The organism is Arthrobacter sp. HMWF013, assembly GCF_003061105.1.
Classification (GTDB): domain Bacteria; phylum Actinomycetota; class Actinomycetes; order Actinomycetales; family Micrococcaceae; genus Arthrobacter.
Window position 1 is genome coordinate 1 of record NZ_QAIQ01000090.1, and the last position, 18,747, is coordinate 18,747.

The window sequence follows — 18,747 nt, forward strand, 5'->3', positions numbered from 1 at the left end:
ACGTTTTTGCCCGGCAGCATCAGCGGCGAGGACTTCATCCGGGCCGAGAGTTTCAGGAACGCCACGATCGAGCCGGTAAAGGTTACCGCGCCGATGAACACGCCGATGAACACCTCGGCGTGGTGGACGGCCATCAGCTCCGGGGACAGGGAAGGGGCTTCGAGGTGGCCGTTCCAGCCCACCAGGACCGCGGCGAGGCCCACGAAGCTGTGCAGCAGTGCGATGAGTTCGGGCATCCCGGTCATTTCCACCACGCGTGCGCGCCAGAGGCCGATGGCTCCGCCGACGATCACCGCGGCCAGGAGCAGGACCAGGCCGGTGAGGCCGTGGCCGGTGCCCCAGGCGCCCTGCACGGTCAGCCAGACTGTGGCGGCGAGGGCGATGACCATGCCGGTGATGCCGTAGACGACGCCGGCGCGGGCGTTTTCGTGTTTGCTTAGGCCGGCGAGGCTGAGGATGAACAGCAGGGCCGCGACGATGTACGCAGCTCCCGCGATGGTGTCGGCGGTCAACGGACCGGAGACGGTGTCAGACACGGTAAGGCTCCTCGAAAGTGTTGCTGCTGCTTCGGTGACGGCGCTCATTTGCGGGCCCCGTCTCCACGGGAGAACATGGCGAGCATGCGGCGGGTGACGGCGAAGCCGCCGAAGATGTTGATGCTGGCCAGCAGCACCGCGACGGCGGCGAGGACCTGCATCACCGGGTTGTCCGAGGTGACCTGCAGCAGCGCACCGACGACGATGATCCCGGAGATTGCGTTGGTGACGGACATCAGCGGGGTGTGCAGGGCGTGGTGGACCTTCCCGATCACGTAGAAACCGACCACGACCGAGAGCATCAGCACGGTGAAGTGCTGCGGCAACGGCGCCGGAGCGACCGCGTTGATCAGGAACAGCGCAGCAATCCCGGCCGCAAACAGCCCGGCCTTGGCGCCGGTGCTGAGGCCCTGCTTCTTCTTCGGCGCAGCGGCATCGGCAACCGGGGCCTGGGCCGTGGCCGCGGGGGCGGCGGAGACCTGGACCGGGGGCGGTGGCCACGTCTTCTCGCCGTCGCGGACCACCGTCACCGAACGCTGCACCACATCATCAAAGTCGATCCTCAACACCCCGTCCTTGTCCTTGGTCAGGAGCTTGAGAAGGTTCAGCATGTTCGTCCCGTACAGCTGGGACGCCTGGGCCGGGAGCCGGGCAGGCAGATCCGTGTAGCCCAGGATGACCACACCGTTATCAGTGACCACGCGCTCCCCGGCCACGGAGCCTTCCACGTTCCCGCCCTGCCCGGCGGCCATGTCCACAATCACGCTGCCGGACTTCATCCCGGCCACGTCCTCGGCCGTGAGCAGCTTCGGTGCCGGACGGCCCGGGATCAGGGCCGTGGTGATGATGATGTCCACATCGCGTGCCTGCTCGGTGTAGATCTCAGCGGCCCGGGCGTTGTAGGCCTCGGAGGTGGCTTTCGCGTATCCGTCGGAGGACTTCATCTCCTCCTCCACCTCAACCTTGAGGTAGGTCCCGCCGATGGACTTCACCTGGTCAGCGACCTCAGGGCGCGGATCGGTCGCACGGACAATAGCGCCGAGGCTGGACGCAGCACCGATCGCCGCCAACCCGGCCACACCGGCGCCGGCCACCAGGACCTTCGCCGGCGGGACCTTGCCCGCAGCTGTCACCTGGCCGGTGAAAAACCGGCCGAACTCATGCGCGGCCTCAATCACCGCACGGTACCCGGCAATGTTCGCCATCGAGCTCAACACATCCATCGACTGCGCCCGCGAAATCCGCGGCACCGCATCCAATGCCAGCGCCGTGATCGGACGTGCCGCCAGGGCCTCCACCAGCTCCGGCCGCAGCCCAGGGCTCAACGACCCGATCAGCGTCGCACCGGGAGCCAGCCGGTCAATCTCCTCCTCGGTGGGCGGATTAACCCGCAGCACCACCTCAGACCCCCACGCCTCATCAGCACCCACAATCAGGGCACCGGCCTCAACATAGGCCTCATCACGGAACGACGCGGACTCCCCCGCGCCCTTCTCGACCACAACCTCGTAGCCCAACCCCAACAACTGCTTAACCGTGGTGGGCGTCGCCGCCACCCGGCTCTCGCGACCCAACTCGGCCACAATGCCAATACGTGTCACGTTCACTCTCCTTTTTCCATACAAAAGGCCCGGCGCGCGTCAACCGCCGCCAGGCAAACCCACGTTGGTTCGTTTCTTCAAGGACATTGCAGGGACCCGCCAGCCAAAGCTGACGGGTCCCTAAAACTCCTGTTCAGTATGCCTTAGTGCGGTTTATGTGACGTTTTCCATGACGACGGCGAGGCCCTGGCCGACGCCGATGCAGATCGCGGCGACGCCCCAGCGTTCCCCGGAGGCCTGCAGGGACCGGGCCAGGGTGCCCAGGATCCGGGTACCGGACGCGCCCAAGGGGTGGCCCATCGCGATCGCCCCGCCATGCCGATTCACGATTCGCGGGTCGATGCCCCGGGCGTTGATGCACGCCAGGGACTGCGCAGCGAACGCCTCGTTAAGTTCGACGGCGCCCACCTGGTCCCAGCCGATGCCCGCCTTCGCGAGGGCCTTGTTCGCCGCCTCCACCGGCGCGTAGCCGAAGAACTGCGGATCATTGGCGTGCGCGCCGCGCCCGGCGATGCGGGCAAGGGGTTCCAGGCCCAGGATCCCGGCCGCGTTCTCGGAGCCGATCCATGCAGCCGACGCCCCATCGGAGAGCGGGGAGGCGTTCCCGGCCGTCACAGTCCCGTTCTCGGCCCGGAACACGGTCTTGAGCCCGGCGAGCTTCTCCGCCGAGGACCCGGCACGGATGCCCTCGTCCCGGACCAGGTCAGTGCCCGGCACCGGGGTGACCAGGTTGTCGTAGAACCCCTCATCCCACGCCGCAGCAGAGAGGTTGTGGGAGTTCGCCGCGAACTCATCCTGCTGCTCCCGGCTCACCCCGTCGCGGAACGAACTGAACAGGCTCAAGGCACTGGACGCAGCCACGCGCCAGCACGGGGCACCCTCCCCCGCTGGCCGCCCTGCTCCCTCCGCCTCCACCGCCCGGCTTGTTCTGACCATGAATCCGGAAGCATGCCCGGACTACGTCTCAGAAGCCGTGTCCCAGATCGCTGCACGCGTCACTGTGCCCAGCCTGTCCGAGACCAAGGAACGCATCCCCGTCCTGGCCGCACATTTCCTGGACGCGGCCGCACCAGCAGACCGGTCCACCCTCTCAGCAGTGGCACTCCAAGGCCTCATGCGGTGGCACTGGCCCGGGAATATTGCCGAACTCCGCGTCACACTGGAAGCCTTGGGCAGGGCACATCCGGGCCGAGTGCTGCAGGCCAACGATCTCCCCGAGCACCTCCAAAGCACCAGCCGGCGCAGGCTTTCCAAACTCGAGTCCCTGGAACGGGATGCCATCGTGGCCGCGCTCGAACAGAGCGGAGGCAACCGATCTGTTGCTGCGGATTCACTCGGGATGGGCCGGACCACCCTCTACCGGAAACTGCGCTCCCTGGGGATCGAAACACCGGAGTCGATGGCACCCTGACGTGGTCCCGGGGTCCACGCCCGTTGTAGCCGCGGGACCATTCGTCCCATCTAGCCGGCTGTGAATTGGCTTGCGGTGAATTCGGCTCCTTGCGGGTCACGGATCAGGGCATCGCGTGTCCAGTCAGTCTCACGCTGCCTGAGGACTTCGGCGCCAAGGCGTTTCGCCTCTTCGACCGTCTGATCACGGTCGGCAACGGCGAACGTGACGTGCCAGTGCGGCGGTTCCCCGGGGTCAGTGGGCACCACCCACGCGATGGCGTCCTCGAAGCCTGGTGGCGCGGAAAATTCTGCCTGCCGCTCCCTGATATCGGGATCGGATGTAGCTGCAAGATGGTCACCGTAACCCGGCCGGCGGACCATCATGCCGAATCCGACGTCGTCGACCTGCCAGCCGAATGCGCCTCCATAGAACGCAACTGCTGCGGTGGGGCTGTCTGTGTGGAGGTCGCTGAAGTTCCAGGACCCCGGCGCGTTAACCGCCTGCGCTCCTAACCGTCGTTTGGCCTGCCAGAGGCGGAACTCAACACCTTCGGGATCGGTTAGCGCCGCGCTGCGCCCTCCCTCCCCCGCGTCCGCCGGTGCCTCGAGCACCGTGGCGCCAGCGGCAATCAGTCGCTGCACTGCGGCATCCGCGTCATCCACGGCGATGTAGGTGTTCCACCGCGGCGTACCGCCAGGGCTGCCCGCCAGCCCGGCAACATCCTGGCCATCAAGCTTTGCTATCAGATAGCGGCCCGGAGCTCCGTGCGGCATCACGTCCTCGAACGTCCAGCCGAAAAGTCCTGAATAGAACTCAGCGGCCGCCTCAACGTCAGCCTGCTCTGTGTCGATCCAACTCGGTACGCCCTCTGGATAGGAGCGTCCGTTCATGGCTTGTTCCCGTTCATGGGACACAGCCTAGCGAGCCGGGTTCCGGCAGGAAATACCTGGATTGTGGGCCTGCGAAGGCAGCGTCTATCTGGCGGGGTCTGCTGCGATAGGGATCCATAACTGTCCCCGGCTGGAAACTTGCCTTCTGCCTCAAACACGATATCTGTGACCCTCCCAAATTTGGCGCCGTACAGCTCTTCATTGTCACGGGTTCTGTGCCGGAGGAGACTTGAGGCGACGGCCTCCCATCCCGGGCCGCCCGCGGGGCCACCCGGCTGCGGGGCCTCACAGTAACCTGTAACGGCTTGGTGGATCGAAGAGCTCCATGACACCCCTCGAAGGTGAGCAGAAGGTGTGGAAGTGAGCAGCGGGGTGTGGGGCCGTAAATTAAGGCGTCAGCGGGTAACGGCGCTCATTGTCAGCCTGGGACTGGCATTTTGGATCGTCGGCTGCACCTATGAGGAGCCGGATCGGAAGCGGCCGCTTCCCGGTCCGGCCTTTCCGGTGCCTTCGACTTCGGAATCTGAAGTAGCTGTTGCCGCACGCGAAGGCTGGGGCCCTGATGCCCTGTTCTACACGGATGCGGGAGACCTATATGCCGGGGAAAACAGATGGCTACCGGCCCGCGTGGCGTCATTCACAACGACTTCCACTGGTGTGGTCTATGTGAATGCCGAGACGTCGAGGCTTGTTTGGGCAGACTGGGAACACAGCATCAGGGAGCTCGACTGGCTGGAACCCAAGGAAACCCGCCTTAGCCGTCAATGGGGTGAGTTTCAGGACATTCGGGACATAGTCGGTAACCCCAGCCATGACCTGGTCTCTTGGGTCCATAGGGGCGCATACGGCGGGGACATCGTCGTCGTGCGTCCAAGCACCGGGGAGGCTCTCGCCCATGCAGTGATCCCGTCTCTAGCCGCCGAAAAAAGTGTGGTTTACGGATCAATCGATGATGCCGCCGTCTACTACGCAATCTCGCCCGGTGGAGGGGCCACGGGGGAGGTGTGGGTTTGGCGGTGGGCCGCGGGCGAAGCCCCTCAACTGAGCGACCGGCCTGTTGCCGATGTCAGCGGGGACATTTGGGCGGTGGAGAGGGAGGATCGCATCGATTTCGAGAACGCTGACGGAACCGTTTTGTCCTCGGTCCACTCTTCCTATGGAGACCGGACGGCTTTCGGCAGTGGCCTCAGCCCTGGTGGCCGGTTTTGGTATGCCCCGGCCCATGGCCTGATTGTCGAGACGGCGACCGGGGCAGCAGTCAAGATCGGGCGCGGTTTCCAGCAGCGCTACGGCTGGGCCGGGCCTGAAGAGTTGGCCCTGATCGGTCCAGGTATCTCGGTTTGCTCGGCGGTATCTGGAAAATGCGAGGGACCATTCAAGTCCATTGACATGACGGGCGACACTTACCACTTCGGACTTCCACTCAACTAGGAGACCGGGCTAACCATCCCTCCAAAAAGCGTTGAGGTCAGGCAGCCATGCATGCCCAAGGGCCTGGGCAGCGTGCCCGGGCCCTTGCGCAGCATCCCCCTGGGATGCCAGGGAGATGCAGGTCAAAAAACCACTGGAGGCAGCACGAACCGCAAGATATTGCGATTCATGGCCCGGCGCTTGAGCCCACTTCGCGACATATCCTGTCTCTATTCCGAGTCACCAAGAATGGGGAAAAATTGGACTCCGACTGGACTTTCAACATTGACGACACCACCGCACGGTCAACTGTGCCGCCCGATGAAGTAAGCCTGCCGGTTCGGCAAGCGGCGGATGAACTTCGCCACGCCATGGACGCCTGCCGGAGCGCGGCTATCGATCTTGGTGCTGCTGTCCGTACATCCAGCCAGGCTGGCTACGGGACAAAGTGGATTCTGGGAGCAGCGGGCCTGAGCACCGAGGACCTGGAAAGAGTGCTTCGCGGCGAAGAGCTCTTCTGAGGAAAGTGGCGGCCAAAGGCTCAGCGGCGAGACCTGGTCAGGATCCGGTGCCTGCGGGCAACGTTTAGGGCAGACTGGTGGCGTGAGCGGAATCCGGTGGGTGCTGCACGTCGATCTCGACCAGTTCATCGCTGCAGTCGAAGTACTTCGACGGCCGGAGCTTGCAGGCAAGCCCATCATTGTGGGCGGCCGTGGCGACCCCACGGAACGGGCTGTGGTGTCCACGGCATCCTACGAAGCCCGGGCGTTCGGCGTCGGTTCCGGAATGCCGTTACGGATCGCGGCCCGGAAAGTACCGGACGCTGTGATCCTTCCGGTTGATCACGAGGCGTACCTCGAGGCCTCTGAGGCGGTGATGGCTACCTTGCGCGCGCAGCATGGCGCCACTGTCCAGGTGTTGGGCTGGGATGAAGCATTTGTTGGCACCGAGACAGATAATCCGGAAGCCTACGCACGGCAGCTGCAGGCAGCCGTCCTGGAGCGGACGCGGCTGCACTGCAGCGTGGGCATCGGCGACACCCTGGTCAGAGCCAAGGTCGCCACAGGTTTCGGAAAGCCGGCCGGCGTCTTTCGCCTCACCGCCGGGAACTGGCTCGAGGTCATGGGTAGCCGGCCCACCAAGGACCTTTGGGGCGTCGGAAGCAAAGTCTCGGGCCGGCTGGCCAAACTCGGCATCGACACGGTGGCCGAGCTCGCCGCCTCGGACCCGCAAGACCTGGTTCCGGAGTTCGGCCCCCGGATGGGTCCTTGGTACGCGGAGCTCGGACGCGGGGACGGCGCCAGCGTGGTGGACGACACCCCGTGGGTTGCCCGCGGGCACAGCCGGGAGACCACCTTCCAGGCCGACCTGACCGAGCCCGCCCAGGTGGACGTAGCCGTAAGGGAGCTGACAGCACGTGTCCTTGAGGATGTTGTAGCCGAGGGACGGCCAGTGATTGGGCTGACCCTTAAGGTTCGGTACGCGCCGTTCATCACCAAGACCCACGCGAAGAAGATTCCTGAGACATTCGACCGGAACGAAATCCTCACGCGTGCCCTGGACCTCGCAGCCGTCATCGAGGCGGGCCGTCCCATCCGGCTGCTCGGCCTCCGGGCCGAAATGGCCATGCCCGACGATGCCCGCACGGGACATACGCCGACGCGCGGTGGTTGGTGACGCCGTCGTCGTTCCGACGCCGGGAAGGCCCAGAATGGAGCAACGCGGGGTCACTCCGCGCCCGATTAGCCATGGTTATCGGGCGCGGAGTGACCCCGCGTTATGTCCTGCCGGGTTTGGCTAGACAGCCGTATAGCCGCCGTCAATGGGAATGGTCGCGCCGGTGATGAACTTTGCCTTGTCGCTCGTGAGGAAGGTGATGAGATCGGCAACTTCCTGCGCCTCGCCGACGCGACCTGCCGGGTGCAGTGTTGCATACTGCTCGAGCGTGGGCTCGTCGATGAGCGGAGTTCGGATGACGCCCGGGGCCACCGCGTTCACACGGATGCCCTCCTTCGCGTACATCGTCCCGGCGGCGCGGGTCATGTTCACAACGCCGCCCTTCGAGGCCGAATAGGCGATGTTGTTGGAGACGGCCACCAGGCCGAACATCGAGGCGAGGTTGACAACAACGCCGCCCCGGCCCTGCTTGAGAAGCTGCTCGATGACGTACTTGTTCGTGTAGAAAACACCCGAGTAGTCGATGCCGTTGGTACGCTCCCAGTTTTCGATGGTGGAAGTAACCACGTCACCCTCGCCGCCGACACCCGCCGAGGCTACGGCAATGTCAAGGCTGCCAAACTCCTCGACCGTCTTCGCAACGGCGGCCTGGACGCTCTCGGCACTGGAGACATCACCCTGCACAAACTTCGCACCGATCTCGCCGGCGACTTCCCGCGATTTGGGATTGAAGTCGAAGATCATGACCTTCGCGCCCTCGGCAATGAAAGTCTTTGCGGTCGCAAGACCGAGCCCCGATCCGCCGCCGGTGACGAATGCGACCTTGTTCTCGAGTTGCATTACCCATCCAATCTGTAAACGTTTTGCGGTCACAGCCGTATCGACGGTCCCGCATGCGCATTTATATGCGTATGCATCTATCCTCGCACTAATACTTGAAAAGTCAACCAATGTGGGCCGTCTCACCATATTCCTCCTCCGACCCTCCAGGGATTCTTCAATCCACGCGGGGAGGTAGGCTCGGCCAATGCGAAGCACCCGGGCTGATCCGAACGACCCCGTGGGGGATGGCGATCCGCCCCTGTGTACCGGGTGCGTATCTGGGGGCCGCCGCCTGAACCCCGTTTCGCCTGGTCGGTTGATGAATGGGACGTCACGGACGCGGAGCAGGTCACGGACGTTATTGACTGGGCCGCGGACTTGGCCGGGGACAAGCCCTATGAGGTTTTTGTTCGTTGGCAGGATCACCACTCTGACAAGAATGGCCGGCTGGTACCCCGTTTTCGCTACGCGCTGCTTTTCGGAGGTCCGGCGGGCGAAGAACAAACAACCGAGATTATCGGCCTTGAATTGCTGTGATGACTCACGGAGCCCTTCGGCGATGCGGTCTTCCCAGTCAGCTTTCGACAGCAGATCGTGGATCGAGCCAGCGCAGCGGGGTCAGTCACTGCCAATAGTGCTGTTCCCGGGCGGCGCAGTGCGTTTCAGTTCCGCAATGCGGAGCCGAAGGAAAGTGATCACCAGGATCAGGACATAGGCCGCCAAGCCGATCAGTACGGCCATCACAATCACATAAAGCACGGCCCCGATGCCAAATACTTGAGTCACAGGTAATCCCCCAATAGTTGTGCCTAAGCCACACCCTACGCCGCTCAGCCACGCTTTTTCGGACGCCAAATCGCTGTTTTCGTGTTGGGCCGACGTCCGGTTTGGGAATCCTTGCGGGACGCCACGCAAGTCTCCAGGAGCACAAGGCCTCTGAAGGCGCCTTTGGTTCATAATGAGGCATGAGACTGAGCGGTATTCTTCCGGAGGATGCGCCCGACCCCCGTGTGGACCTGGCTGAGCGCCTGAAGCTCATGCCCATCCCTGTCATGGGTCTCGTGTCCCAGCCTTCGCTGGAAGACACCGACAGCGTGGGCCTCACCTATACCCAGGGGGCTCGCGGCTACAGCGAAATAACAGCCAGCATCATGTATACATTGTGGCGGAACCCGCTTGACCGTTCAGACCCGATCAACCTCGCTGACCTCGACGAGCAGACACGGAGGTCGATCGAAGATGTCCCGCCCTGGCCTCGGCCCGCCTGGCTGGCCGAGTACGTGGAGCGGCTGCGATACCCGCAACTGATGGAGGCGGTTCGCACTACCTGGCACCGAGAGCGTTCCGAGCGTACTTCTGTCGGGAATGTGTTGCTGGAACACGTCAACCACATTCTCATGAACCAGTATCGGCAGGAGCTTGGACTGGGCAATCCGTGGGACCAGCCACCGTCCGCTGCGACCGGCCTGACGACCAATGACCAAGCCACTGTCTTCGTCGACGGGCTGGAGGTGCCCGCTGTGGAGGTCGACACAAGCCCATTCGTCTACGGCATCGGCGCAGGACTGCCGGACGGCGGAACCGTGACCGCTGTCCTTCCACGCGCCGAACTCAGTTTCATCCAGGTCCAGTTCATGACCCGGAGATAAGCACCAGAACGATCAGCTTTTCTTGAGTTCCTCGGCGAGCATCACCAGAATGCCGCTTGGGCCGCGGACGTAGGTCAGCTTGTAGACGTCCTTATAGGTCGCCACGCCCCGAAGCGGATGGCAGCCGTGCTTCGCGGCTATCTCCAGGGCTTTGTCGATGTTGTCGACTGAGAACGCGACGCGGTGCATGCCAATCTCATTGGGCCGGGTGGGCTCCGACTCGATCGCTTCCGGGTGAATGTACTCGAAGAGCTCAAGGCGGCCGTGACCGTCTGGCGTCTGCAGCATCGCTATCTTGGCGTGGTTGCCGTCCAGGCCGACGGCAGTGTCGGTCCACTCGCCACTGACCGTGTCACGACCCACGACCGTAAGACCGAGGTCGGTGAAGAAGGAGATCGTTGCTTCGAGGTCCCGAACGGCAATGCCGACGTTCTCAAATTTGATGGCCATGCGTTGCACGTTACCGAGCCGGGCCGCATAGCTCCAGTAGTTGCAGGTCCGAGCCCAACCGCCCACTCGCGAGGATAATACTAGCCATGACCAGCAGGGAGATCGACAACACCTCACTTCCGGAAGCAATGACCGGCAGGGCGAGCCCCGCGAAGGCGGCAGTCGGTGACAAGCCGGTCTTCGCATACATTGCCAGCCTGCCGCAGCCGCAGCGCGGCATTGCCGAAGCGGTCGATGCGCTGGCGGCGAAGACACTGCCGGACCTCCAGCGCTCCGTGAAATGGGGCATGGCGTACTACGGCGTCGGCGACGGGTGGTGCTTCAGCTGCGGCGGATTTGCCGGCCACGTCAAGCTTATGTTTGTAAACGGAGCGGCGCTGGAGCCTGTCCCGCCGGTGGCACCGGTGGGAATGGGCAAGTCGACGCGGGGTGTGGAGCTGGAATCCCTTGATGACATCGATGAAGACCAGCTCGCAGCCTGGATGAAACAAGTCACCTCCGTGCCGGGTGTCGGCGGCAAGAAGCGGCCATGAACGAACCTGACTGGGTCCAGCACGCCATCTGGTGGCAGGTCTATCCTCTCGGCTTCGTCGGCGCGGAGAAAAGCGCGACGCCGGAACCCGCCGCCGGCCAGCGGTTGCTGGACCTTGTCCCGTGGCTGGACTACGCCTTGGAACTCGGCGCATCGGGGCTGGCCCTTGGCCCCATCTTCGCCTCAGAGACGCACGGCTACGACACCACGGACTACTTCCGGATCGATCCCCGGCTCGGATCCGAGCAGGACTTCGACACGCTGGTAGCCGAGGCACACGGCCGTGGGCTGCGCATACTGCTCGACGGCGTCTTCAACCACACCGGCCGCTCCTTCGCACCGTTCCAGAACGTCCTGGCGCGCGGGCCGGGGGCGGACACCGCCTCCTGGTTCTCGCTGGAGTGGCCCGACGACGCAACTCCCGGCGTCGAACCCGCGTACCGCGACTTCGAGGGCCACCACCACCTCGTGGCCCTTAACCATGATGAGCCGGCCGTCGCCGATTTCGTCGTCGAGGTCATGGATCACTGGCTGCGCCGGGGTGCGGACGGCTGGCGACTCGACGCCGCCTACGCCGTCCCGGCGTCGTTCTGGGCTCGCGTCACCGGGCGCGTCCGGTCATCCCATCCGAACGCGTACTTCGTTGGCGAGTACATCCACGGCGACTACGCGGCCGAGGTGTGGTCCGGCGGACTCGATTCAGCCACGCAGTACGAGCTCTGGAAGGCTGTCTGGAGTTCGCTCAACGACGCGAACTTCTTCGAACTCGCGGCCGCTTTCGAACGGCACAACGTGCTCCTGGGCTCATACGCGCCGCTCACCTTCATCGGCAACCACGACGTCACCCGGATCGCGAGCAAGCTCAACGATGCCGCGCTTGTGCCGCACGCCGTCGTCGTCCTGATGACAGTCGGCGGAACGCCGTCCATCTACTACGGGGACGAGCAGGGCTACCGGGGCGTCAAGGAGGACAGGGCGGGGGGTGACGACGACGTCAGGCCGCTCTTCCCGTCCTCCCCCGACCAGCTCTCGGCGCTGGGAAGCCCCGTTTTCGCCGTGCACCAGGAACTCATTGGGCTGCGGCGCCGGAACCCCTGGCTGCACCGCGCCACCACAGACGTCTTCCAGCTCTCCAACGAGGTGCTTGGGTACCGCATCGCGGTCGACGCCGATGCGCTCGTCGTCGCGTTGAATCTCTCGCACGAAGCGCAGCAGATGAGCGCGGCGGGCGCCACCGCCGTCGTCGCCGGACACGCGACCGTCGACGTCGGCGCGAACGCCGTCGTGTTGCCGCCGCGGGGATGGGCCGTCCTCGGCTGAGGCAGCCGCGCTTCTCCCGCCGTCGGTCTTGAGCGCCGGGGTTTGATCACCCTAAAGTGATTGCCTACGACGAGCGCTTCAGGAGATCACATGTCCTTAGTCCGCGTGCACAACTTCTCGGTCTCCCTTGACGGATTCGGAACCGGCGAGGGCCAGCAATTCGAGGCTCCGTTCGGTCACGCCGGCTCACTGCTCATGGAGTGGGCTTTCGAGACACGGACCTTCCGCGCGATGGGCTTCCACGGGGAATCGGAGGGATCCTTCGGCGTTGACGAGTCATTCGCCAGCCAGTGGGGGCCCGGGATCGGCGTGGAGATCATGGGGCGCAACAAGTTCGGCCCTCAACGCGGCCCGTGGGAGGACGAGAAGTGGAAGGGATGGTGGGGCGATAACCCGGTCTTCCACACCCCCGTGGTTGTTCTGACACACCATCCCCGGCCGGTACTCGAGATGGAAGGCGGGACAACCTTCCATTTCGTTGACACCGATCCTGTCTCCGCGCTCGAGCAGGCCCGGGCCCTGGCCGGCGACCTCGATGTCCGGATCGGCGGCGGCGTCAGCACGATCCGACAGTTCCTCGAGGCCGACCTGATCGACCATATGCACCTTGTCCTCGTGCCGATCGTCCTGGGCCGGGGCGAGCGCCTGTGGGATGGACTCGAAGGAATCGAGCAACGCTTTGACATTGCGGCGACCCCTTCTCCGGCCGGAGTTGTGCATCTGGTCTTCACCCGTCGCACGGTCCGGTAGGCCGGCTTGCCAGCGTGCCGGATCAATGGAGTCCTGGTGCACTACGCCGAGCATGGCGAGGGTGTGCCGCTCGTTGCGTTGCATGGCGCCGGGGTTGATCATCGAGAGCTCGAGGCGGCGATCGAGGCCATCCTTCCGGGCTCGCGGTACCGGCGGTTCTACCCGGATCTGCCGGGGATGGGCCACTCGACGGCCGGCGGCTTGACCTGCAACGACGATGTGGTGGCACTGCTCGGCGATTTCATTGATCATCTGGGCGCGGGACCGGTGTTGCTGCTCGGACACTCGTACGGCGGCTACCTGGCTCGTGGTGTGGCTGTACGGAGACCGGCCAGCGTGCTCGGTCTGGCGTTGCTGTGCCCTGTCGCCGAACGGGCGCGAAGCGTGCCTGACCACGACGTGGTGCGTCAGGACGCCGACGCATACGACGAACTCGAACCTGCACTCCGGGTGGGGTTCGAGGACTACTTTGTCGTGCGCACACAGGCCACGGCCCGCCGGTACCGAGACCACGTTGCGCCGGGCATGGCGCTGGTGGACGAGGCTGCGCTGGGGCGCATCTTCACGGGGTGGACGGTCGACGTCGGCTCGGCCACATTCTCTGCGCCGACCTTGGTTGTGGCGGGGCGACGCGATTCGGTCGCCGGGTTTGCCGACGCGGCCGACCTGCTCGAACGCTACCCTCGGGCCACCCTGGCAGTCCTCGACGACGCCGGCCATGCGCTGATGCACGAGCGTCCCGAACTGCTCGCCGCGTTGTTAGGCGACTGGCTCGATCGAGCTCAACCGGAAGGCAGGTGACCGACGTGGCAGCAAGGAAAAGTCATCCATGCATGGTTCACTCCTTACTCTCGAATCGCGCCATCCAACAACAGGCGGTCGACTGGCCATCAGTAACCGGCTTCCACATACCGGTGCGGCTGGCAGACAAGGTCTCCGCCGTCTTCGAAGCACTCAAGGCACACACACTGAAGAAGCGCTGGCCATTATGGGCCGAACACGGAGTGCAGGCCGAAGACCTCTTCGAGGTGGTGGGCGTGTCAAACGGGTCAGAGCTGGATGAGCGATAACCTCGTCGACGCACGGGCATTCCTGACAATCTAGCCCTTCACGGCAGTGTTCAGGCCCGCCTCGATCCTGTCCAGCGTTTTATTGAAGGCATCGGTCACGTCGGTGTCGTCTCAGGACCGTGACGTTCTTCGGGCAGTGTTTCCCGTGCGGCCCGGAGCAGGTGCGGGCAGAGCAGTATCAGCCAGGCCGCGGTGGGGATAAGCGACACCAACGCTATGGTCAGACCGACCGGGCCGGCGTTAGCGGGGACTAGCATGGTCAGTCCCGTGAGGAGGCCGATGCCACCGGGTAGCCGGCCAAAGATGCGGTAACGGACCATCAGGGCCGAGAACATCAGTGTGCTGACCGCACCGAGGATGTAGCTGGTGCCGAACGTACCGCCGTTGTAAAGGGTGAGCAAGGTCGTTCCTGCTGCCAACAGTGCGGCTTTATCGGTTGGGGAGGTCGCCGCAGCGTACTGGTCGCTGAGCATCCACATTGAGAACGTGGCTTCGCGGGAGACGACGAAGAGCACCAGGCTGAACATGCCGATGACCAGTGCCAGCAGCCCCCAAGCGGGGGCTACCCGGCGCACCACCACGTAGAGCGCCAGGTAAAAGGGGATCAGGACGAGGTAGTCAAGCGTCAGGAGAAGGTCGAGGTCGAGGAGTCCGAGCAGCGGGTTCTCCTGGAACAAAGCAAAGAAGTCCTCGACAGTGCCCGGTGGCGGGCTGAGGATGAAGACGGCCGCTTGGAGGGGGATCATGACCACCACGAACACCGCGGCGGCGGCACCGAGCCTGACCAATCCCCGCCATTGGGCCCCGATTAGTGCCGTCGTGGTCATCTCAGCGGACATCTCAGCACCTCCGGATCGTGGAAGAATTCAGCCGTTTTTCAAAAGCGCTACGTCGGACACCAGTTCGATGTGCTCCAGCATGGCCGCGGCCGCACCAGCCGGGTCCTGGGCCCGGATGGCGTCGGCGATCCTGCGGTGCGAGGCGAGCGACTGCTCCGGCCGGCCGGGCTGGCCCAGCGACTCGAGGCGGGTTTCCAGCACCATTCCGGCAATGAAGGTCATCAACTGGGCCAGCACCGCAGAATGAGCGGCGGAGGTCACGGCCTGATGGAACAACTCGTCACCGCGGGCGCCCTTTGCGCCCGAGGCCACCTCTTCGGCCATTGTCTCAAGTGCCGCGTCAATGGCATCCATGTCCCCGTCGCTGCGCCTCGCGGCTGCAAGCTCGGCGAGTTTTACCTCGAGTGTGCTTCGCGCCTCCACGATCTCGGGCAGCCTGCTGCGGTGCTCGCGCAGGCCCTTGATCACCGACGGGACATTGGGTCGGTAGACCAGCACGGCACCGGTGCCGTGCTGGACGTCGATCACACCAAGCACCTCCAGCGCCACCAGCGCTTGGGCCAAAGTAGCCCGCGAAACCCCCAGCCGTTCGGCCAGCTCGCGCTCAGGCGGCAGCGTATCCCCGGGAGCCAGCTGGGCAGCCTCGATGTAGTCCATGATCTGCTCAACGAGCTGCTCGTAGAGCCGGGGCCGTGAGACGCGGGAGATCTGTTGCGTCGCTGCCTGCTTTGCCATGCGCGTCCTTTCGGGTTTTACATTCCCAGACTACCGGACGACTATTGACAAAGACACCCAGTGTCTAGGAGGCTAGGCCAGTGATCCACTTCACACCCGTTCCGACCCGGAGGCACAAAGATGTCCGCTCCCGTACTGTCCATCATCATTCTGGCGGCGATGTTCCTGCTGGCCACGGTGCTGCCCCTGAATATGGGCGCCCTGGCCTTCGTGGGGGCGTTCCTGCTGGGGTCCGTTGTGCTCGGCATGTCCACCAACGACATCCTGGCAAACTTTCCCGGCGGCCTGTTCCTGACGATCGTCGGGGTCACCTACCTCTTCGCTATCGCCCAGAACAACGGCACCATTGACCTCCTGGTCCGCGGCGCCGTCCGGCTGGTGGGCAACAAAGTGGCGCTCATCCCCTGGGTCATGTTCGCCATCACCGCAGTCATCACCGCGGTGGGTGCACTGTCTCCCGCCGCCGTCGCGATCATCGCCCCCATCGCCCTGAGCTTTGCGGCCAAACACAAGATCAATCCCCTCATGATGGGCATGATGGTCATCCACGGAGCGCAGGCCGGCGGCTTCTCCCCCATCGCGGTCTACGGTGTGACGGTCAACGGCATCATTGCCAAGACGGATCTGGAAGCCAGCCCCATGGCGATCTTCCTGGCCAGCTTCCTTTTCAACCTCGCCATCGCGGTGGTCCTGTTCCTTGTCCTCGGCGGTAACAGGTTCCGCTCCACCAAGGCGGGCCGGATGGTGGAACAGGCCGCTGAATCACGCATGTCCGTCAGCCTGGGTGCCCGCGCCGCAGGAGTGACCCTGCAGGGCTCCGGCTCCGACATCTCCTCCGCCGGCGTCTCAGCGAAGGGCACCTCGGGCGGAACCAGCGCACCTGCAACGGGAGACACCGCGGCTACGGCCAACGGCGCCCGCGCCTCCATACCGCAGCTGGTCACCATCCTGGGCCTGATCGCCCTCGCCGTCATCTCGCTGGGCTTCAAGGTGGACGTCGGCTTCGTCTCCATCACCATCGCCATCGTCCTTGCCCTGGTCTCCCCCGCTGCCCAGAAGGGTGCCGTGAACAAGATCAGCTGGTCCACGGTCCTGCTCATCTGCGGCATGCTCACGTTCGTGGGGGTCCTCGAAGAAGCCGGCACCATCAAGTTCGTCTCCGACGGCGTAACCCAGCTCGGCATGCCCCTCCTGGCAGCACTCCTGATCTGCTACATCGGTGCAGTGGTTTCCGCCTTTGCCTCCTCCACCGCCATCCTCGCAGCACTCATCCCGCTGGCCGTCCCGTTCCTGGCCTCGGGTGAAATCGGTGCGGTCGGCGTCATCGCCGCCCTCGCCGTCGCCTCCACGATCGTTGATGTGTCCCCGTTCTCCACCAACGGCGCCCTGGTGCTGGCCAACGCCCCCGAAGACGTGGACAAGGACAGGTTCTACAAGCAGATCCTGGCCTACAGCGGCATCGTCGTCGCGGTCGGACCCGCTATCGCCTGGCTCGTCATGGTGGTCCCGGGCTGGATGTAACAGCCCCCCACCCAAAACTTCAGCCCGTGCCCGACACTTTGAAACAGAGGACTACCGCTATGAGCACCGAAGCAACAACGCATACCGAAGGCCCGCTGTCCGGCTACCTCGTGGTTGACCTGAGCCGCGCCCTGGCCGGTCCGCACGCCGGGATGATGCTGGCCGATCTGGGCGCCCGGGTCATCAAGGTCGAAAACCCCGGCACCGGGGACGACACCCGCGGCTGGGGTCCGCCGTTTGTGGGTCCCGAAGATGACCCGCAGGCCACCTATTTCCTGTCCTGCAACCGCAACAAGGAATCCATCGCCCTGGACCTGAAGAGCGACGACGGCCGGTCAGTATTGCGCGAACTGCTGGAACGCGCCGACGTCGTGATCGAGAACTTCCGCCCCGGCGTCCTGGACCGGCTCGGCTTCTCCACCGCGGAAATGCACGCGCTGAACCCGGCACTGGTCATCCTCTCCATCACCGGTTTCGGCCACGACGGTCCCGAATCGCGGCGCAGCGGCTACGACCAGATCCTGCAGGGCGAAGCCGGACTGATGTCCCTGACCGGTTCGGGGCCGGATGACCCGCAGCGTGTGGGTGTCCCCATCGCCGATCTGCTCTCCGGCATGTACGGCGCGTTCGGCACCCTCGCGGCCCTGCTCCAGCGCGAGCGGACCGGGAAGGGCCAGATCGTCCGCACATCACTGCTCGCCGCACTCATCGGGGTGCACGCCTTCCAGGGCACCAGGACCACGGTTGCCGGCGAGGTACCCCAAGCCCAAGGCAACCATCACCCCTCCATCGCCCCGTACGGGCTGTTCCGCTGCAGGCAGGGCAGCGTGCAGATCAGTGTCGGCAGCGAAAAGCTCTGGCGCACCTTCGTCACCACCTTCGGGATCGACGCCGCGCAGCCCGAGTTCGCTACGAACGCAGACCGGGTCCGAAACCGTGCCAAAGTCATCGAGGTCGTGGAGCAGGCTTTCTCCGAATTCGAAGCCGAGCCGCTGCTGGCCAAGCTCAATGAGGCTGGCATCCCGGCCGGAAAAGTCCGCACCCTCGAGGAGGTCTACGCCTGGGACCAGGTCCACTCCCAAGGTCTCCTGATCGACGTCGACCACAAAATCCTGGGCAACGTCAGCCTTCCCGGGCCGCCGCTCCGGTTCTTCAGCAACGCAGACACGACCGAAACCACACTCAAGTCGCACACCGCACCACCGCTGCTGGACCAGGACGGAGACCGGATCCGGCAGTGGCTCGGGCTGGTGCCGGCAGGAATCGGCAGTGCAGAAGCCGGCTCCGCCGCGCCCGCCCCGGAACAGGAAGGCCGCTGACCATGCTGACAGAGCAAAAAGCCCGGCCTTTGGACGCCGCCGGACTCATCACCACGGTGCTCGATCCGGGCACGTACCGGAGCTGGGATGCTCCCGTGGTGGATCCCGATCCGGGCCCCGAATACCGCGAGGAACTGGCGGCCGCCCGCGCGAAAACCGGCGTCGACGAGTCCGTCCTGACCGGCGAAGGGCATATCCGCGGCCGCCGCGTCGCCGTGATCGTCAGCGAATTC

The 18,747-nt window shown here is 64.6% G+C and carries 21 protein-coding genes and 2 pseudogenes; 14 read left to right on the forward strand and 9 right to left on the reverse strand.

The window, feature by feature from the left end:
* The 3 genes and pseudogenes from DBR22_RS04145 to DBR22_RS04155 all read right to left on the reverse strand — a co-directional run.
* On the reverse strand, positions 1–536 hold a 536-nt coding region (locus DBR22_RS04145; protein ID WP_181365017.1), incomplete at its 3' end, for an NAD(P)(+) transhydrogenase (Re/Si-specific) subunit beta.
* Positions 537–580: 44 nt separating this feature from the next.
* Positions 581–2,137 carry a Re/Si-specific NAD(P)(+) transhydrogenase subunit alpha gene (locus DBR22_RS04150; protein ID WP_108597930.1) on the reverse strand — a complete coding sequence of 519 codons (1,557 nt, stop codon included), beginning with the start codon at positions 2,135–2,137 and terminating at the stop codon, positions 581–583.
* Between the two features lie 153 nt (positions 2,138–2,290).
* A pseudogene (locus DBR22_RS04155) lies at positions 2,291–2,953 on the reverse strand (thiolase family protein); the annotation flags it as partial.
* 118 nt (positions 2,954–3,071) lie between these two features.
* Here DBR22_RS04155 and DBR22_RS04160 point away from each other — a divergent pair.
* Positions 3,072–3,548, forward strand: coding sequence for a helix-turn-helix domain-containing protein (locus DBR22_RS04160; protein ID WP_108597914.1), 477 nt, complete (start codon positions 3,072–3,074; stop codon positions 3,546–3,548).
* Positions 3,549–3,598: 50 nt separating this feature from the next.
* On the opposite strand, the gene DBR22_RS04165 is transcribed toward DBR22_RS04160, so the two are convergent.
* A complete protein-coding gene (locus tag DBR22_RS04165) occupies positions 3,599–4,420 on the reverse strand; it encodes a VOC family protein (RefSeq protein WP_108597915.1) in 822 nt (273 codons plus the stop codon).
* Between the two features lie 360 nt (positions 4,421–4,780).
* On the opposite strand from DBR22_RS04165, the gene DBR22_RS04170 reads away from it, so the two are divergent.
* The 3 genes from DBR22_RS04170 to DBR22_RS04180 all read left to right on the forward strand — a co-directional run bounded on the left by DBR22_RS04170 (position 4,781) and on the right by DBR22_RS04180 (position 7,507).
* Positions 4,781–5,851 carry a hypothetical protein gene (locus DBR22_RS04170; protein WP_146187371.1) on the forward strand — a complete coding sequence of 357 codons (1,071 nt, stop codon included), beginning with the start codon at positions 4,781–4,783 and terminating at the stop codon, positions 5,849–5,851.
* Between the two features lie 239 nt (positions 5,852–6,090).
* Positions 6,091–6,351: a hypothetical protein gene (locus DBR22_RS04175; RefSeq protein ID WP_108597917.1), complete on the forward strand. Its 261-nt coding sequence runs from the start codon at positions 6,091–6,093 to the stop codon at positions 6,349–6,351.
* A gap of 82 nt (positions 6,352–6,433) precedes the next feature.
* A complete protein-coding gene (locus tag DBR22_RS04180; protein ID WP_441296235.1) occupies positions 6,434–7,507 on the forward strand; it encodes a DNA polymerase IV in 1,074 nt (357 codons plus the stop codon).
* 120 nt (positions 7,508–7,627) lie between these two features.
* On the opposite strand, the gene DBR22_RS04185 is transcribed toward DBR22_RS04180, so the two are convergent.
* The gene (locus tag DBR22_RS04185) at positions 7,628–8,347 is read right to left on the reverse strand and encodes an SDR family NAD(P)-dependent oxidoreductase (protein ID WP_108597919.1); all 720 of its coding nucleotides are present in this window, start codon (positions 8,345–8,347) and stop codon (positions 7,628–7,630) included.
* A 243-nt stretch (positions 8,348–8,590) separates the two neighbouring features.
* Here DBR22_RS04185 and DBR22_RS04190 point away from each other — a divergent pair, with 243 nt between their 5' ends.
* Positions 8,591–8,866, forward strand: coding sequence for a hypothetical protein (locus DBR22_RS04190; RefSeq protein ID WP_108597920.1), 276 nt, complete (start codon positions 8,591–8,593; stop codon positions 8,864–8,866).
* An 81-nt stretch (positions 8,867–8,947) separates the two neighbouring features.
* Here the strand turns inward: DBR22_RS04190 and DBR22_RS04195 are convergent, their stop codons facing one another.
* On the reverse strand, positions 8,948–9,115 hold the full coding sequence (locus DBR22_RS04195; RefSeq protein WP_258229036.1) for a hypothetical protein: 168 nt from the start codon (positions 9,113–9,115) through the stop codon (positions 8,948–8,950).
* Positions 9,116–9,294: 179 nt separating this feature from the next.
* On the opposite strand from DBR22_RS04195, the gene DBR22_RS04200 reads away from it, so the two are divergent.
* Positions 9,295–9,978, forward strand: coding sequence for a hypothetical protein (locus DBR22_RS04200; RefSeq protein ID WP_108597921.1), 684 nt, complete (start codon positions 9,295–9,297; stop codon positions 9,976–9,978).
* A 12-nt stretch (positions 9,979–9,990) separates the two neighbouring features.
* On the opposite strand, the gene DBR22_RS04205 is transcribed toward DBR22_RS04200, so the two are convergent.
* Positions 9,991–10,428 carry a VOC family protein gene (locus DBR22_RS04205; RefSeq protein ID WP_108597922.1) on the reverse strand — a complete coding sequence of 146 codons (438 nt, stop codon included), beginning with the start codon at positions 10,426–10,428 and terminating at the stop codon, positions 9,991–9,993.
* A gap of 86 nt (positions 10,429–10,514) precedes the next feature.
* Between DBR22_RS04205 and DBR22_RS04210 the strand changes: the two genes are divergently transcribed.
* From DBR22_RS04210 to DBR22_RS04230, 5 genes are all read left to right on the forward strand, one after another.
* On the forward strand, positions 10,515–10,961 hold the full coding sequence (locus DBR22_RS04210) for a DUF1801 domain-containing protein (protein ID WP_258229037.1): 447 nt from the start codon (positions 10,515–10,517) through the stop codon (positions 10,959–10,961).
* The gene (locus DBR22_RS04215; protein WP_108597923.1) at positions 10,958–12,280 is read left to right on the forward strand and encodes an alpha-amylase family protein; all 1,323 of its coding nucleotides are present in this window, start codon (positions 10,958–10,960) and stop codon (positions 12,278–12,280) included. Before DBR22_RS04210 ends, DBR22_RS04215 begins: the two co-directional genes overlap by 4 nt.
* A 90-nt stretch (positions 12,281–12,370) precedes the next feature.
* On the forward strand, positions 12,371–13,030 hold the full coding sequence (locus DBR22_RS04220; RefSeq protein ID WP_108597924.1) for a dihydrofolate reductase family protein: 660 nt from the start codon (positions 12,371–12,373) through the stop codon (positions 13,028–13,030).
* Positions 13,031–13,066: 36 nt separating this feature from the next.
* The gene (locus tag DBR22_RS04225; RefSeq protein ID WP_258229038.1) at positions 13,067–13,831 is read left to right on the forward strand and encodes an alpha/beta fold hydrolase; all 765 of its coding nucleotides are present in this window, start codon (positions 13,067–13,069) and stop codon (positions 13,829–13,831) included.
* 32 nt (positions 13,832–13,863) lie between these two features.
* On the forward strand, positions 13,864–14,100 hold the full coding sequence (locus DBR22_RS04230; RefSeq protein ID WP_108597925.1) for a hypothetical protein: 237 nt from the start codon (positions 13,864–13,866) through the stop codon (positions 14,098–14,100).
* Positions 14,101–14,195: 95 nt separating this feature from the next.
* Here DBR22_RS04230 and DBR22_RS04235 read toward each other — a convergent pair whose 3' ends face one another.
* On the reverse strand, positions 14,196–14,939 hold the full coding sequence (locus tag DBR22_RS04235) for a DUF4386 family protein (protein ID WP_108597926.1): 744 nt from the start codon (positions 14,937–14,939) through the stop codon (positions 14,196–14,198).
* Positions 14,940–14,966: 27 nt separating this feature from the next.
* Positions 14,967–15,674 (reverse strand): FadR/GntR family transcriptional regulator, encoded by a 708-nt coding sequence (locus tag DBR22_RS04240; protein WP_108597927.1) that lies wholly within the window; start codon positions 15,672–15,674, stop codon positions 14,967–14,969.
* A gap of 120 nt (positions 15,675–15,794) precedes the next feature.
* Here DBR22_RS04240 and DBR22_RS04245 point away from each other — a divergent pair, with 120 nt between their 5' ends.
* From DBR22_RS04245 to DBR22_RS04255, 3 genes and pseudogenes are all read left to right on the forward strand, one after another.
* Positions 15,795–17,195 (forward strand): SLC13 family permease, encoded by a 1,401-nt coding sequence (locus tag DBR22_RS04245; RefSeq protein ID WP_108597928.1) that lies wholly within the window; start codon positions 15,795–15,797, stop codon positions 17,193–17,195.
* Between the two features lie 59 nt (positions 17,196–17,254).
* Positions 17,255–18,514: a CaiB/BaiF CoA transferase family protein gene (locus DBR22_RS04250; protein WP_108597929.1), complete on the forward strand. Its 1,260-nt coding sequence runs from the start codon at positions 17,255–17,257 to the stop codon at positions 18,512–18,514.
* A 2-nt stretch (positions 18,515–18,516) separates the two neighbouring features.
* Positions 18,517–18,747 (forward strand): annotated as a pseudogene (locus DBR22_RS04255) (acetyl-CoA carboxyl transferase); the annotation flags it as partial.

Excerpts from the sequence above, each read along its gene's own strand:
- DBR22_RS04230 (WP_108597925.1), top strand. The coding sequence starts at position 13,864 with ATGGTTCACTCCTTACTCTCGAATCGCGCCATCCAACAACAGGCGGTC.
- DBR22_RS04250 (WP_108597929.1), top strand. The coding sequence starts at position 17,255 with ATGAGCACCGAAGCAACAACGCATACCGAAGGCCCGCTGTCCGGCTAC.
- DBR22_RS04240 (WP_108597927.1), bottom strand. The coding sequence starts at position 15,674 with ATGGCAAAGCAGGCAGCGACGCAACAGATCTCCCGCGTCTCACGGCCC.
- DBR22_RS04205 (WP_108597922.1), bottom strand. The coding sequence starts at position 10,428 with ATGGCCATCAAATTTGAGAACGTCGGCATTGCCGTTCGGGACCTCGAA.
- DBR22_RS04200 (WP_108597921.1), top strand. The coding sequence starts at position 9,295 with ATGAGACTGAGCGGTATTCTTCCGGAGGATGCGCCCGACCCCCGTGTG.
- DBR22_RS04165 (WP_108597915.1), bottom strand. The coding sequence starts at position 4,420 with ATGAACGGACGCTCCTATCCAGAGGGCGTACCGAGTTGGATCGACACA.
- DBR22_RS04215 (WP_108597923.1), top strand. The coding sequence starts at position 10,958 with ATGAACGAACCTGACTGGGTCCAGCACGCCATCTGGTGGCAGGTCTAT.
- DBR22_RS04210 (WP_258229037.1), top strand. The coding sequence starts at position 10,515 with ATGACCAGCAGGGAGATCGACAACACCTCACTTCCGGAAGCAATGACC.
- DBR22_RS04245 (WP_108597928.1), top strand. The coding sequence starts at position 15,795 with ATGTCCGCTCCCGTACTGTCCATCATCATTCTGGCGGCGATGTTCCTG.
- DBR22_RS04160 (WP_108597914.1), top strand. The coding sequence starts at position 3,072 with ATGAATCCGGAAGCATGCCCGGACTACGTCTCAGAAGCCGTGTCCCAG.
- DBR22_RS04220 (WP_108597924.1), top strand. The coding sequence starts at position 12,371 with ATGTCCTTAGTCCGCGTGCACAACTTCTCGGTCTCCCTTGACGGATTC.
- DBR22_RS04185 (WP_108597919.1), bottom strand. The coding sequence starts at position 8,347 with ATGCAACTCGAGAACAAGGTCGCATTCGTCACCGGCGGCGGATCGGGG.
- DBR22_RS04235 (WP_108597926.1), bottom strand. The coding sequence starts at position 14,939 with ATGTCCGCTGAGATGACCACGACGGCACTAATCGGGGCCCAATGGCGG.